At 66.1% G+C, this 14118-nt stretch carries 11 protein-coding genes; 7 read left to right on the top strand and 4 right to left on the bottom strand.

Going from position 1 to position 14118, the window contains the following annotated elements; translation table 11 throughout:
* The first annotated feature begins 20 nt into the window (after nt 1–20).
* From ARC20_RS08275 to ARC20_RS08245, 7 genes are all read left to right on the top strand, one after another.
* Nucleotides 21–941: a glycosyltransferase gene (locus ARC20_RS08275; protein WP_108143360.1), complete on the top strand. Its 921-nt coding sequence runs from the start codon at nt 21–23 to the stop codon at nt 939–941.
* Nucleotides 925–1323: a GtrA family protein gene (locus ARC20_RS08270; protein ID WP_057646305.1), complete on the top strand. Its 399-nt coding sequence runs from the start codon at nt 925–927 to the stop codon at nt 1321–1323. Before ARC20_RS08275 ends, ARC20_RS08270 begins: the two co-directional genes overlap by 17 nt.
* A 25-nt stretch (nt 1324–1348) precedes the next feature.
* Complete coding sequence (locus ARC20_RS08265) at nt 1349–3007, top strand: DUF6311 domain-containing protein (protein WP_146165812.1); 1659 nt, start codon at nt 1349–1351, stop codon at nt 3005–3007.
* A 79-nt stretch (nt 3008–3086) separates the two neighbouring features.
* Nucleotides 3087–3686 (top strand): hypothetical protein, encoded by a 600-nt coding sequence (locus ARC20_RS08260; protein ID WP_057646303.1) that lies wholly within the window; start codon nt 3087–3089, stop codon nt 3684–3686.
* 13 nt (nt 3687–3699) lie between these two features.
* Nucleotides 3700–5751: a DUF6311 domain-containing protein gene (locus ARC20_RS08255; RefSeq protein WP_057646302.1), complete on the top strand. Its 2052-nt coding sequence runs from the start codon at nt 3700–3702 to the stop codon at nt 5749–5751.
* Between the two features lie 180 nt (nt 5752–5931).
* On the top strand, nt 5932–7593 hold the full coding sequence (locus tag ARC20_RS08250) for a hypothetical protein (protein ID WP_057646301.1): 1662 nt from the start codon (nt 5932–5934) through the stop codon (nt 7591–7593).
* Nucleotides 7590–8756, top strand: a complete 1167-nt coding sequence (locus ARC20_RS08245) for a nucleotide sugar dehydrogenase (RefSeq protein ID WP_057646300.1) — start codon at nt 7590–7592, stop codon at nt 8754–8756. Before ARC20_RS08250 ends, ARC20_RS08245 begins: the two co-directional genes overlap by 4 nt.
* A 39-nt stretch (nt 8757–8795) precedes the next feature.
* On the opposite strand, the gene ARC20_RS08240 is transcribed toward ARC20_RS08245, so the two are convergent.
* From ARC20_RS08240 to ARC20_RS08225, 4 genes are all read right to left on the bottom strand, one after another.
* Nucleotides 8796–11204 (bottom strand): glycosyltransferase family 39 protein, encoded by a 2409-nt coding sequence (locus ARC20_RS08240; RefSeq protein WP_057646299.1) that lies wholly within the window; start codon nt 11202–11204, stop codon nt 8796–8798.
* A 5-nt stretch (nt 11205–11209) separates the two neighbouring features.
* Nucleotides 11210–12274, bottom strand: a complete 1065-nt coding sequence (locus ARC20_RS08235; RefSeq protein ID WP_057646298.1) for an FkbM family methyltransferase — start codon at nt 12272–12274, stop codon at nt 11210–11212.
* Between the two features lie 117 nt (nt 12275–12391).
* Nucleotides 12392–13333, bottom strand: a complete 942-nt coding sequence (locus ARC20_RS08230; protein WP_057646297.1) for an electron transfer flavoprotein subunit alpha/FixB family protein — start codon at nt 13331–13333, stop codon at nt 12392–12394.
* Complete coding sequence (locus ARC20_RS08225; RefSeq protein WP_057646296.1) at nt 13333–14079, bottom strand: electron transfer flavoprotein subunit beta/FixA family protein; 747 nt, start codon at nt 14077–14079, stop codon at nt 13333–13335. Before ARC20_RS08225 ends, ARC20_RS08230 begins: the two co-directional genes overlap by 1 nt.
* Nucleotides 14080–14118: the final 39 nt, after the last annotated feature.

The raw sequence follows: 14118 nt of genomic DNA, 5'->3' as shown, positions 1-14118 counted from the left end.
TTGGTCGGTTGGTCGTGGTCATGCCGGTGTACGAGGACGTCGAAGCCTCCAGCCGGTTGTTCAAGGAACTTGCGCGCACGCAGGGGCCGCAGACGTACGTCGTCGCCGTGGACGACGGCTCGGTCCGCCAGCCGGTCGATCCGGCGGCGATCTCCGCCGCCGGTCTCGAAGGCGTGGTGATCAAGCTGCGGCGCAATGTGGGGCACCAGCGCGCCATTGCGATCGGCCTGGGCTACGTCGCCGAACACTTCGGCGACGACCAGCGCGTGGTCGTGATGGACTCCGATGGCGAAGACACGCCGGAAAGCATCACCGAGCTCGTGCAAGGGCTCGATGCGCCGGATGTCGATGTCGTGGTCGCCACGCGCAAGAGCCGCGTGGAGACGATGCGCTTCCGCGCCTTCTATGTCGTCTACAAGTGGCTCTTCGCGCTGCTGAGCGGGCGCAAGATCAGTTTCGGCAACTTCATGGCGATCAAGATGGCCGGCGTGCGCCGGCTGGCGGCCATGCAGGAGCTGTGGACGCACGTGGCTGCCTGCGTTCTGAGCTCCAAGCTGCGCGTGACGACGTGCGCGTTGAACCGCGGTCCGCGTTATGCCGGCCGCAGCAAGATGAACTTCGTCGGCCTGGCGTTGCACGGCTTCCGCGCCCTGATGGTGTTCGCCGAGGACGTGCTGGTGCGGGTGGGCATCGCCTGCACGCTGGTGGCCGGCCTGTCGATCCTGGGCGGCGTGGTGGCGCTGGTCCTGAAGGCCATCGGTGTCGCGACCCCGGGCTGGTTCTCGCTGGCGGCCGGCATCCTGCTGCTGGTGTTCCTGCAGACCGCGGCGCTGACGCTGATCATCCTGATGCTGTCGGGCATGATGCGTGGCGGCGGCGTGCTGTTGAGCGGAAGCTATCGCGACTTCGTGGCAGAGGTCCTGCATGCGCGTCCTGAGTAAAGGGGCGCTCGGCGGGCAGTTCGTACGCTATGTCATCAACGGCCTGGCGGCCACGGCGATCCACTTCCTGGTGCTGAAGTTCAACCTGGAAGTGGTGGGCATGGCCTCGGCCGGTGTCGCCAACGGCGTGGCGGCGATCTTCGGCATCACCGCCTCCTTCATCGGCAGCCGCTATTTCGTGTTCCGCGGAACGTCCGGCCCGTTGCTTCGGCAGGGCATGCTGTTCCTGCTGCTGTACGCCTGCATCGCGGCGCTGCACGCGCTGGTCATGCATATCTGGGCGGACCGGCTCGGGTACGACTATCGCATCGGCTTCGTGCTGGCCACCTTCATGCAGATGGCTTTCAGCTTCGTCGCCAATAAATTCATGGTGTTCAAGTGAGACGGCAGCCCGGGACGCCGATGCCATGAGCGGGATGGCCCTTCACCGCGAACGGCGCGCCTTCTGGATCTGCCTGGCGGCGGTGGGCATGCTGTGCGCGGTATGGGCCCGCTACGTGCTTGGCCCCATGCCACTGCACGTACATGACACGCGCTGGATCTGGAGCGACCTGTCGCAGGTCTACGTGGCGTGGGGGCAATATCTGGCCGATCCGGACAAGCGCTGGCTCGCATCCGCGCGGCAAAGCCATCCGCTGCCGATGAGCGTGTCCCTGTTCGATCCGATGCCGCTGTTCCTGCTGCTCGCGCGCGGCGTGTCCTGGGCGATTCCCGACGGCCTGCAATTCATCGGGTGGTACTTCCTGGCCTGCGTGGTGCTGCAGGGCGTCTTTGCCTTCCTGGCCGCGCGCCAGGTATTGCACCGCTTGGGTGAGGCGGCGGATTCGCGTGCCGGCTTGGCCGTGGCGGCGGTCATCGCCCTGATCGTGGCGACGCTGCCGTTTACCTTCCATCGCTTCCAGTGGCACATCGCGCTGTCCTCGCAGTGGGTGCTCGTGCTGTCGATCTGGATGGCGCTGCGCACGCTGGATAGCCCGCGGCGGGCATGGTGGCTGGGCAACGGCGCGGTGGTCCTGCTGGCCACCGGGATCAATCCCTACCTGACCCTCATGGTGGTGGCCAACCTGTGCGGCATCACGGTGTTGCGCTACCGGACGCTCGGTTGGGGCGTGACACTGGAGCGGGTCGTCCTGGTCTGTCTCGTCGCCGCGCTGGGGTTGGCGGTGTTCGGATTCCTGGACGCCAGCGGCGCGAGGACCGGCGACTACGGGCGCTATTCGTCGAACGTCCTCGGCCCCATGGATTCCAATGGGCTCGCGCGGCTGTTCCCGCTCGACATCGCGGACCCGACCGGCGGCCAGGCGGCCGAAGGCTTCAACTATCTCGGCCTCGGCGTGCTGGTTCTTTGCGCGGCCGCACTGGTGCTGCTGCCGATCCGGCGGCTGCGGGCCGTCGAATTCCCGTTCTTCCCGGCGCTGGTGGTCACGCTGGCCTGCTTCGCGCTGGCCCTGTCGACCACCGTGTACGTCGGTTCCGCCGGACACCACTTCGCGGTGCCTGCCGTGTTGGAGGACATGCTCGGGAAGTTCCGCTCCAGTGGCCGCTTCTTCTGGATGTCGGGGTTCTGGCTGGTATTCCTGGCCCTCGCCAGCTGCGTACTGCGGCTGGGGACACGGCGGGCGCTGCCGCTGCTTGTCGTCCTGCTGGCCGTGCAACTGGTCGATATCCAGCCGATTGCACGCCATGTGAAGTTCGCCATCGCCGACGGCAAGGCGCAGGTGCTCGACGGCGTGCCGCCCGGAACCTATTCGGCGATCCTGGTTTATCCGGCCTGGCAGTGCGACCACCAGGCCACTCCGCTGGGCATCCGCAACTTCGAGTCGGTCGGCCAGTTCGCACTGCGCCAGCGGATTCCGACCAACAACTTCTACGCGGCCCGGAACCTCCCGTCTCAGCTGGCATACCACTGCGACTATCCGGCCAGGCTGGCGAAGCCGGACCCGACCGCCGTGTATCTGTTGTCCGATGCGCTTTTCCGGGCTTACGGCAGCGGATTCGAGGCGGGATTCGATTGCCGTTCGCACGTCAATGGAGATGATTCCTGGCTGTGCGTGCCCCGCCATTGAAACAGAATACGAGTGCCCATCCCCGCCTCCACGGAACGCGGGCGGGCCATCACGAATGCAAATGAACCCTGGTTTTCCAATGAACAAATACGTACGCGCCCTCCTGGCCACCGTTGCCTTCGTGGCAGTCCTGCTGGTGGTCTACTACATCCACATGCGCCATTTCCGGGTGGAAGTGGTGTTGTACGCCACCATCCTGGATGCCTTCATCGCCGTCGTCATCGTGGCGGGCGCCGGTTTCGCGCTGCGTGCATTCAATGGCCTGAACCGCCTGGAGCTCATCCAGCTGGTGTTGATCTGGCTGCTCGGCGGTTACCTGTTCGCGATCTCGGTGCCGACGGTGATCGACCGCTCGCTCTCCTTCTACATCCTGGAGAAGTTGCAGCAGCGCGGCGGCGGCATCCGCGAGGACGCATTCCGCCAGGTGTTCACTGACGAATACGTGCGCGAGCATCACCTGGTCGAGGTTCGCCTGACCGAACAGCTGCAGTCGGGCACCATCGAAATCCACGATGGCTGCGTACGACTGACCGCGCGCGGCGAGCGCCTGGCCGGGTTCAGCCGGTTCTATCGCAAGAACCTGCTGCCGACCCATCGGCTGCTGATGGGCCAGTACACCGACGCACTGACCGATCCGTTCCGTGATAGCCGGATGAGCTCCGACTATCGCTGCCAGTAACCGGGGGAAGGCCATGCAGCAGGGTTTGGGGTTGGGCCGTCATCGCAACGACCAGGACTGGCGCTGGCTGGCGCCGGTCGTGCTGCTCGCGCTGGGGTTCTGGTTCGTGCCGCTGGCGCATACCTGCCACATGGCCTGCGTGCCGGGTGACCTGGGCGACGCCCGTTTCAATGGCGTCATTCTCGAGCACTTCTACCGATGGCTGGCGGGCAAGGAAGCGAGCCTGCTGAGTCCTTCGTTCTTCTTCCCCATGCCCGGTGCGGTGACGTTCTCGGACAACCACTGGGGCACCGGCTGGCTCTACTCGTTGTACCGCCTGTTGGGTGCGGATCGTTACCAGGCGTTCGACCTCTGGTACATGGGCGGCTATGTCGCCAACTTCATCGCTTGCCATTGGGTGTTGCGCAAGCTGGGCTTCTCGCCGGTCGCCGGCGCGCTGGGCGCGTTCGCGTTCGCCTTCGCGATGCCGGTGATCGCGCGCCATGGCCACGCACAGCTGGTCTATCGCTTCCTGATTCCGGTGGCGCTGCTGCTTTGGCAGCGCTTCCGCGAGACCGCGCGATGGTCGTGGCTGGGCTGGCTGGCGCTGGCGATCTGCGGGCAGTTTTACCTGTCGATCTACCTGGGCTATTTCCTGGCGCTGTTCCTGGGCGCCTGGGCGGTCGCGCAGGCGGTGGTCGAGCGCAGCGCGCCATGGCGCTGGTTCACGCCGGGGCTTCGGCTCTCCGAGCCCACCGCGCGTCGCGACCTGTTGTTCGCGGTGGCGATGGGGCTGGTGGCGCTGGTGGCACTCGCCGGTTTGATGTATCCGTACCTGCACTACTCCAAGCTGTATGGCTTCCAGCGTGACGCGCAGGAAATCGCATCGTTGCTGCCGCGCCTGCGCAGCTACGTGCTGGCCGACGGTTCGGCGATCTGGGCGGGCGTCAGTGCACGCCTGGCGGGCGACCTGCCAATGCGCCACGAGCAGCAGATCTTCTTCGGGCTGGGCATCAGCGGGCTGGCCCTGCTGGGGTTGCTGAAGTCTTCCCTGCGCATGCGGTGGGTGGCGCTGCTGGCCATCGCCTTGCTGGTCGTGTTGACCGTCAGCGTGCGGGGTCATTCCCTGTACCTGCTGCTGGCAAGCCTTCCCGGCGTGAACTCGATTCGTGCGATGGCGCGCATTGGCCTCGTGCTGGCGATGCCCGTCGCGGTGCTGGTGGCCGTCGGCGTGGACGCGGTGCGCGGTCGCGGCGAGTTCTGGCGCCTGCCCGTCGCGGCGCTGGCGCTGCTCATGATCGTCGAGTCCACCACCATGCGGACCGTCAACTTCGACGCGGCGCAGGCGCGAACCGGCACCCTGGCGTTGCAGGCCGGCCTGCCGACGCCGCTGCCGGCGGACGCGCTCGTCTTCGTGCCGCTGCGTCCGGACAATACCTTCATCAACGCGCAGCTGGACGGCATGGTGCTCGGACAAACCGTCGACCGGCCGACGCTCAACGGCTACTCGGGCAATCTCGCGCCGGGGTATTGGCCGTTGCCCCGGAATGATGTACCGGCGTGCGCGCAGGCGGCCCGACGGCTCCGCGCCGCGGCAGCCTTCTACATGGACCATCTGCATGCCCCGTTGCCTGCCGCGGCGGGCGGCCCGGTCGTGCTGCCGGGACAACCGGCGTGCCCGCCGGGCAGCTGGACGGCGCTGCCGCTGGAAGACTTCCGGTTGGTTTCGCTCAACGTGCTCTCGGTGCAGCGGGAGCCCTCCCAGTACCGCGTGCGGGTGCAGGTGCGCAACGGCTCGGACTTCGTGCTCGATGCCACGCCTGCCGCGCAGCCCACGCGGCTGTCGTGGCAGAAGTTGCAGCCGGGCGCCGCGGTCGATCCGGCCGCCTGGAGCGCGCGCGTGGAAATCGGCGATGGCCTGGACCTGGCGCCCGGAGAGCAGCGTGAGATCGAGTTCGTCGTACCCGCTTCGACCCACGATGGCGACAGGCTTGCGCTGGGCATGTTGATCGAGGGGCGTGCCTGGTTCCATGACCAGGGCGTCCCGCCCGTGATCACGCCGTTGCCGGTCGAGCAGGTGCAATAGCGGAGCGCGGCATCGCCATCCTGCGGTCATGGGATGGTTTCAGCATCGAGGCCGGGGCAAGGCGGCTGTGGCCGCACCCGCCCTCGGTCCTCGTCGTTCAATACTCAAAGGCCCCGGAGCAGGGGGAGAACACAGATGCGGCAAGGTGCTGCGGCTTGGTCGGGAAAGGGTGGAAGCAGTGTGTTCGTCGCGCTTGCATGCGGCGTCCTTTTCGCGGCTTTGCTTTGCTGGGTCACGATTTTCCGGCCCTATGCCAACACGCCGGACATCCGGTCCGACGGCGTGGGTTACCACATCTGGGTGCATGGCCTGGCACATGGGGACCTGAGCTTTTGCGAGTACCGGGAATTGCTCGATCCGGTGAACGCAATCTCGAGCGAAAACCTTGAGCAGCAGCGATGCCGGGTCAAGTATCCGCCGGGCGTGGGCTTGCTGCAGTTGCCGTTCTCCTTGCCGTGGTTGGCCAACGACCCGGTCGGCACCGGATTCTCGGTCGGTGAGCATCGCGTGGTCCTGTGGGGCGGGGCGCTGATGCTGTTGGCCATCGCCTGCATGATGTACGTCGTGCTGTTGCGGCGGGGCATACACCAGGGCCTGGCGCTGGCGTCGGTAGCCCTGGTGACGTTCGGAACGGGCCTGTTCCACTACGGCACGTTCGATGCGTCCTTCAGTCACGTCTACACCAGCTTCGGCGCCGCGCTTCTGCTCTGGATGGGCACTGGCCGGCGTGACGTCACCGTGCCGTGGCTATGCGCCTTCATGCTGGTGTGCGGCTGGCTGTACCTGGTGCGCCAGACCAACGGCCTGTTGACCCTGGCGATTGCCTACCTCCTGTTCGGCGGCATCGCCGGCCCTACGCGCTGGCGCGTGTGGTTCGGCTGGGCGGCAGGTACGGCGGCGGCGCTGGCATTGCAGATTGCCTACAACCGGTATGCCAGCGGTGCCACCACCATCTCGAGCTACGGCAACGAGGCCTTTCCCAGCTTCGCCCGGCACTCGTTCGAGGTCCTGTTCTCCTACGAGCGGGGCCTGTACACCTATTACCCGGTGATGTTGCTCGCCACCTGGTTCGCCTTGCGTGCCTGGCGGGCGCCGGCTTCCCAGGTCCTGCTGGTCTGCAGTGCGATCTTCGCGCTGTTGTATGGCTCCTGGCATTCCTGGGCGCTGGGCGCCGGCTTCGGACACCGTGGGTTCGTGGAACTGGCGCCGATCGCCATGATCGTGCTCGCCGAAGGCCTGGCTTCCGCCAAGCCGTTCGCACGCAGGCTATGGCTTGCAGCGGCGGCGGTATGTTGCGCCGTGACCGTGTTGGCGATGTGCGCCTATTGGCGCGGTGACCTGCCCGGCGCCGGCGCGACGCGAGGCGACTACTGGTGGAGCGTGTCGCCCAAGTCGCTGGTCGCCAAGCGGGTGCAACTGCAATATTCACAGGACCAGGTGCGAAACATCGAGCTCGTCTACGCCGGCGCGCAGCCACAGCCGGATGGGCGGATTGAAGTTTCCTTGCGGATCTTGAACCACAACGACGCGATCGGCCTGAACACCTCGGGAAGACTGTATGCTCCCTTGGCGTTGTCATGGCGGCTGGTCACGGATACCGACGCAGGCACCGGAAGCTGGGATGCGCGTGCGAGCCTGCCCGCGATCGAGCCCAAGGGAGCGGGGGAGCTGCGCATCTTCGTGATGCCGGAAGCATTCCCCCGCGATGCGCGCTGGCTGCAGGTCTCGGTGGTGCAGGAGGGCGTGTTCTGGGCCCACACCATCGGCGTGCCGCCACTGACGGTGGATTGGCCTGCGCCAGCCACTGGATCACTTATCGGCAACAAGGGCGATGGAAGATGAAGATTGCAATTGCGGGTACCGGCTATGTGGGGCTCTCCAACGGTGTGTTGCTTGCCCGCCACCATGAAGTCGTGGCACTGGACATCATCGAAGAGAAGGTGCGGATGCTCAACGAAGGGCGTTCGCCCATCGTCGACGCCGAGCTCGAAGAAGCCCTGGCCAGCGGCGGCCTGAATTTCCGCGCCACGCTGTCTCCCCGGGAAGCCTATGAAGGGGCGGACTTCGTCATCATTGCCACGCCGACGGACTACGACCCCGGCACCAACTATTTCAATACGCGCTCGATCGAGGCCGTCATCGCCGACGTGGTGGCGACCAACCCGGCAGCGACGATGGTGATCAAGTCGACCATCCCGGTCGGTTACGTCGCCAATGCGCGCAAGAAATTCGGCGTGGACAACATCATTTTCTCGCCGGAGTTCCTGCGCGAGGGGCGTGCGCTGTACGACAACCTGCATCCGTCGCGGATCATCGTCGGCGAGCACTCCGAGCGCGCCCGTGTGTTTGCGGGTTTGCTGCAGGAAGGCGCCATCAAGCAGGACGTCCCCGTGCTCTTCACCGAGCCGACGGAGGCGGAAGCCATCAAGCTGTTCGCCAATACGTACCTCGCGATGCGGGTGTCCTACTTCAACGAACTGGATACCTATGCCTTGATGCACGGGCTGGACAGCCGCCAGATCATCGAGGGCATCAGCCTGGATCCGCGGATCGGCGGGCACTACAACAACCCGTCCTTCGGTTACGGCGGCTACTGCCTGCCGAAGGACACCAAGCAGCTGCTGGCCAACTACCAGAGCGTCCCGCAGAACCTCATCCGCGCCATCGTCGACTCGAACACCACGCGCAAGGATTTCATCGCCGAGGACATCCTCAAGCGCAAGCCGAAGGTGGTGGGCATCTACCGCCTGATCATGAAGAGCGGCTCGGACAACTTCCGCTCCTCCAGCATCCAGGGCGTGATGAAGCGCATCAAGGCCAAGGGCGTGGACGTCATCATCTACGAACCGTGCCTGCAGGAAGACGAGTTCTTCCGTTCGCGCGTCATCGGCGACCTGGAGGCCTTCAAGCGCGAGGCGGACGTGATCATCAGCAACCGCATGTCCGACGCCCTGCAGGACGTGGCGGACAAGGTGTATACGCGCGACTTGTTCGGCGACAACTGACGTTGCGCGCGGGCGGGATATCTCCGCCCGCCGCGTCGGTCATTCGGCTGGGCGGGCAAGATCGTCCGGCCAGCGCAGCGTGGCGGTCGTCAGGCCGATCGATCGGCCCCAGAACATGCCTTCCTGCACGAGATCGGCTTCCAGGGTGCCGCCGGGGACGACGGCTCGTGGATCGATCCGCAGGGGCACGGTCAACACGCCGTGCGCCGGGATATCCGCCGGCAGGTTGATGCGTGGATCGAAGCCGCCGACGGCCTGGCCATCGCGGTCGAGGAAGCGCCAGGACACCCGCAGCGGGGTGTTGTTCGTCGTCATGGCCGCCAGCCGTTGGCCGCTGTTGTTGGCGATGCGCAGGTCCACGTAGAGGTGCCCGCCGCTGCGGCGGGGTGGGGCCAGCTGGAAACCGAGACCGCTGAGCTCCGCTTCCGTATACGCACGCGAGGTCACGGAAATCCCGGGGGCCGGCCAGGGCAGGGTGGCCGGCGGCATGCCGATGGCTTGCCCCCAGAATGTGCCTTCCTGCACGAGGTCGACCTGGAGCGTGCCGCCGGGGACGATCTTGCGGCGGTCGATGCGAATCGGAAGCACGGCCTCGCCATGCGCCGGAATGTCCCTGGGCAGCTTGAGGCGTGGCTCGAAGCCGCCGGCCGGCAGGTCGTTGCGGTCGAGGAATCGCCAGGAGACATGGATCGGATTGTTTCCGGAAGTCAGCGCCGCGATCTTCTGGTCGCCGGAATTGACGATCTTCAGGTCGACATACGTGGCGCCCGCCACCTTGCGCGCAGGGGCCAGTGAGTAGCTCAGGCCCTTGAACTCCTCTTCGGTGTAAGCGCGCGTGGCGCGGGAGATGGCGTCTTCCGTGGACGTGTCCACCCGCTTGAGAACGGTCACGACGACTTCCTCGCCGACCTTCCTTTCGTAGAACGGCGCATAGCCCGGGAAGCGGCGGGGATCGATGCCCTTGGGCTCGCCCCGGTAGTTGGTCAGCAGGTATCGCGGCCGTTCCACCCAATCGACGAGCAGCAGGCGTTCGGCTTCCGATGGCGCAAACGCGCGCGTCGACGGTTCCAGGGAGGTCATGCCGACGACCCGGATCGTGATGAGCGGCGACTTGTCTGCTTCGAGGATCGCGCGCAGGGCGTCACGGTTGGACAGCCCCCAATAATCGAGATCGAAGTGCTGCTTCCAGTTCGACCCGGCCAGCACGTTGAAATACACGTTCTGGAGCGGATGGGCCCTGGCCATCCACGCGACATTGCACGACAGCGCCAGCGCAATACAGCCGAGGAATGCGATGCGGAGCGTACGAACGTGCCGCACGTGGCGCGCTATCGCGACCGCGCCACCGGTGGCGACCAGCAGGAAGGCCGGATACACGAAATAGAGGTGGCGCCATCCGTCATAGAGCACCGACCCCACGGCGATGACGGCGACGATGGGGCCCAGGAAAAGCGCCAGGAAACTCAGTTCGCTCATCTGCGCCGGCGTCGCCCACAGGGCGACTCGGTTGGCCAGCAGGTTCCTGCCGATGTGCACCGCGCCCGCCAGCATCAATGCCGTGAACAGCGGCGGAGTCGTCAGCAGGAGCCAGACGGGAATGTAGTGCCAGGGCAGGTCGGTCGATCGCAGCAGTTCACCCAGGTACAAGACCTGGTTGCTCCAGCGGAATTTCGACATGTTGCCGAAGGTGAGCAGGAAGTTGCCCAGCGGGTCTTCCCACAGGAACGGGAACAGCGCGACGACCACGACGACCGTCGTCACGGCGAACGTCACGCCGGCGATGACCAGGTCGCGTACGGAAATCTCGCGCTTGAGCAGCCGGACCAGCAGGAACGCCAGCGTGAGCGGGATCATCACCACGCCCATCACCCGCACGTCGATGGCAAAGCCGCAGGCCAGGCCGTGCAGCACGGCCCAGCGCCATCCCGGTGTCCAGAGCAGCCTTGTCATCGTGTACGTGGACAAGGCGATGACGGTCAGGAACACCACGTCCTTGGAGTTGTAGAAGGACTCGCCGAACAGCCGGGGCGACAGCACCAGCATCAGCGCGGCCAGCAGCCCGGCGCGATAGTCGCGATAAACGAACGCGGCCGTCTTGTAGAGGGCCAGCACGCCGAGGGTCGAGAACAGGAAGGTAAGCAGGTGCCGGAAGGGATACACCGCCGCGCCGGTCACGCCGAACGCCTGCTCCAGCGCGGCCAGCGGCAGTTCGAACGCCACGCCGTAATCGCGGTCCACCCAATCCTGCAAATCCGGATAGCGGGCGACGTCCGGCGTAAGCATGGCCGGGAAGTACGTCTTCTCGAGGTACTTCAGGTTCACCATTCCGTTGGTGCGCGAAATGGGCTCGTCCCACGAGACGCCGTAGTCCGGGTAAATGCACAGGCCCAGCAGGATATACAGGCCGAACAGCGTGACGAGTAGAAGGTTTCTGGTGCGCAGGGGCACCGGTCTCATAGAGGCAGCAGGGCCGGGTTACGCCATCCCTGCACGCCATCCACCTTGACCCGGGGATGCCCATCCACGATGTCGAACAGGGCGGGGCGCTCCATTTCCAGGTGCCAGCCCGCATCGAGCAGCGCGGCGTAGAGGCGGCCCTCGATCTGTTTCGAGTGGGTGCCGATCAGCATGTAGGCCACCTTCCGGTTGAGCAGCGCCAGGCTCTGCTCCACCAGGTCCGCTTCACCACCCTGGATGTCGATGTGGAGCAGGTCGATCCTGGGTTCGTTGGCGATGACGTCGGCCAGCGGCACCATCGTGACTTCGTCGTAATGCCCCGATTCGGTGGCCTGCCGGCGCTGTTCCTCGGTGGCGTTGAAGATGGGTTCGCTGCCCCAGCTCATCCCGGGGACTTCCTGTCGCGGAAACAGCGCCACGCCCGCCTGGAACGTGGCGATGCCACGGTGCAGTTCGATCTCGTCGTCCGTGAAGCCATTCGTCGCCAGGGATTCGCGCGCGAATTCGATGTGGCCGCTGTCGCCTTCGATGCCGATGACCTTGACCTGGCGCCCGGTCGCGCGCGCCGCCACGCCGGTGTTGTTCATCCAGCAGCCCCAGCCGCAACCGAGCTCGGTGACGACGAACCTTTCGCCCGACAGTTCGACCGCGCGCAATGCCGCGGCCCACTCGGCGATGTCCGCGTGCCAGTTCGCCGGGATCGGCACGCCTTCCACTTCTCCTGCGCGATCCTGCAGGAGTGAGGGAAAGAACTTGGGGTCGATCGCGACGCCGAGGAAATTGACCAGGTAGCCCGGCTTTTCCGTCGATTCGACTGCATGGCGGCGTATCAACGGCAATGCGTCGAAAGTCGCGGCATAGTGGAAATAAGGGCTTTGCCCGTTCGACTGCGCCTCGTCGAACTTCTCGCGGTACTCGACCGAATTGACGAAGTTCAGTCGAAGCTCGCGCATCGATTGCAACCTGCCGAGGGTGTCCTCGACGACCTGCTCGCTTTCCGGCTCGCGCTCGAGCAGGATTCGATACGCCCACGCCACCGCATCTTCCGTAACGCCTTGCATACGCTGGGCCCCGTCAGTCGGATGCCCGGAGTATACCCAGAACCCGCGTACCGCCAGCGACGGTGCCCACGAAACCGGCGGGCACGTCGCTTTACGGTGCGACGTGCCCGGCGTGGATCAGGCCAGCGCTTTCTCGAGCTCCGGCAGCAGCGTGAACAAGTCACCCACCAGTCCGATATCGGCGATCTCGAAGATCGGCGCCTCGCCGTCCTTGTTGATCGCCACGATCGTCCCGGCGTCCTTGATGCCGGTCAGGTGCTGGATCGCGCCGCTGATGCCCACCGCCACGTACAGCTCCGGGGCGATGATCTTGCCGGTCTGGCCCACCTGCAACTCGTTGGGCACGTAGCCGGCATCCACTGCCGCGCGCGAGGCGCCCACCGCCGCGCCGAGCTTGTCGGCCAGCTGGTAGATGACCTTGAAGTTCTCCTCCGAGCCGACGCCGCGGCCGCCGGAGACGACGCGCTTGGCGCTCTGCAGGTCGGGGCGGTCGGACTTGCCGGCCGCCAGGCCGACGAAGCGGGTGTGGCTCGGCAGCGTGGCCTCGGCCTGCGCGGCTTCCACCGCGGCGCTGCCGCCCTTGGCCGCTTCCGGCCACGAGGCCGTGCGCACGGTGGCGACGACGACCTGGTCGGCCGGTGCCTCGACGGTGATGATCGCGTTGCCCGCGTAGATCGGGCGCTGGAAGACATGCGTGCCCTCCACCGCCATCAGGTCGGAGACCTGGTTGACGCCCAGCAGGGCCGCCACGACCGGCATCAGATCCTTGCCGAAGGTGGTCGACGGGCCGAAGACGTGGCTGTAGCCGGCGGCCAGCTTCGCGATCTGCGGGCCCAGCACCTGGGCGAGCGCGTGTTCGTTGGCGGCGTTGGCCACGGTCAGCACGCGCGCCACGCCGGCAATCTGCGCGGCCTGGGCGGCGACGCCGGCCGGGTCGGCGGCCAGCACGACGATGTCGATGGCTTCCGGCTGCAGGGCCTGCGCGGCGCTGACGGTCTTGGCGGTGGCGGTATTGAGCTGCCCGCCCAGGTGTTCGGCGACGATGAGTACCTTGGCCATTACAGCAACCCCTTCTGCTTGAGTGCGGCCACCAGTTCGGCGGCATCCTTCACCATGACGCCGCGGCTGCGCTTGGCCGGCGGGGCGTAACGAGTGGTCTTCAGGCTGTCGTTGGCGTCCACGCCGAGATCGGCGAAGGCGATCGTCTCCAGCGGCTTGCTCTTGGCCTTCATGATGTCCGGCAGCTTGATGAAGCGCGGCTCGTTGAGGCGCAGGTCGGTGGTGACCACCGCCGGCAGGTCGACTTCCAGCGTCTCCAGGCCAGCGTCGACTTCGCGCGTCACCGTGGCCTTGCCGTCGGCGACGGCGAGCTTGGAGGCGAAGGTCGCCTGCGGGCGGCCCCACAGCGTGGCCAGCATCTGGCCGGTCTGGTTGGCGTCGTCGTCGATCGCCTGCTTGCCCAGGATCACCAGCTGCGGCTGCTCCTTCTCGACCAGCTTGAGCAGGGCGCGCGCGGCGGTGAGCGGCTGCACGGCGGCGTCGGTGACGACGTGGATGGCGCGGTTGGCGCCCATGGCCAGGCCGTTGCGCAGGTGCGCGGCGGCATCGGCGGGGGCGAGGGTGACGACCACCACTTCGGTGGCGATGCCGGCATCGCGCAGGCGCAGCGCTTCTTCCAGGGCGATTTCATCGAACGGGTTGGGCGAAAGCTTGACGCCGTCCGTGACCACGCCGGAGCCGTCCGGCTTGACCTGGATGCGGACGTTGTAGTCCACCACGCGCTTGTAGGCGACGAGGATTTTCATCTTTTACGAGATCCTTCAGCTGTTGCGGGAAGGCCCGGC

Source organism: Stenotrophomonas panacihumi (genome assembly GCF_001431645.1).
GTDB classification, from domain to species: Bacteria; Pseudomonadota; Gammaproteobacteria; order Xanthomonadales; family Xanthomonadaceae; genus Stenotrophomonas_A; species Stenotrophomonas_A panacihumi.
Note: the sequence above shows the minus strand (reverse complement) of the source record. Positions and strands in the feature narration are given on the sequence as shown.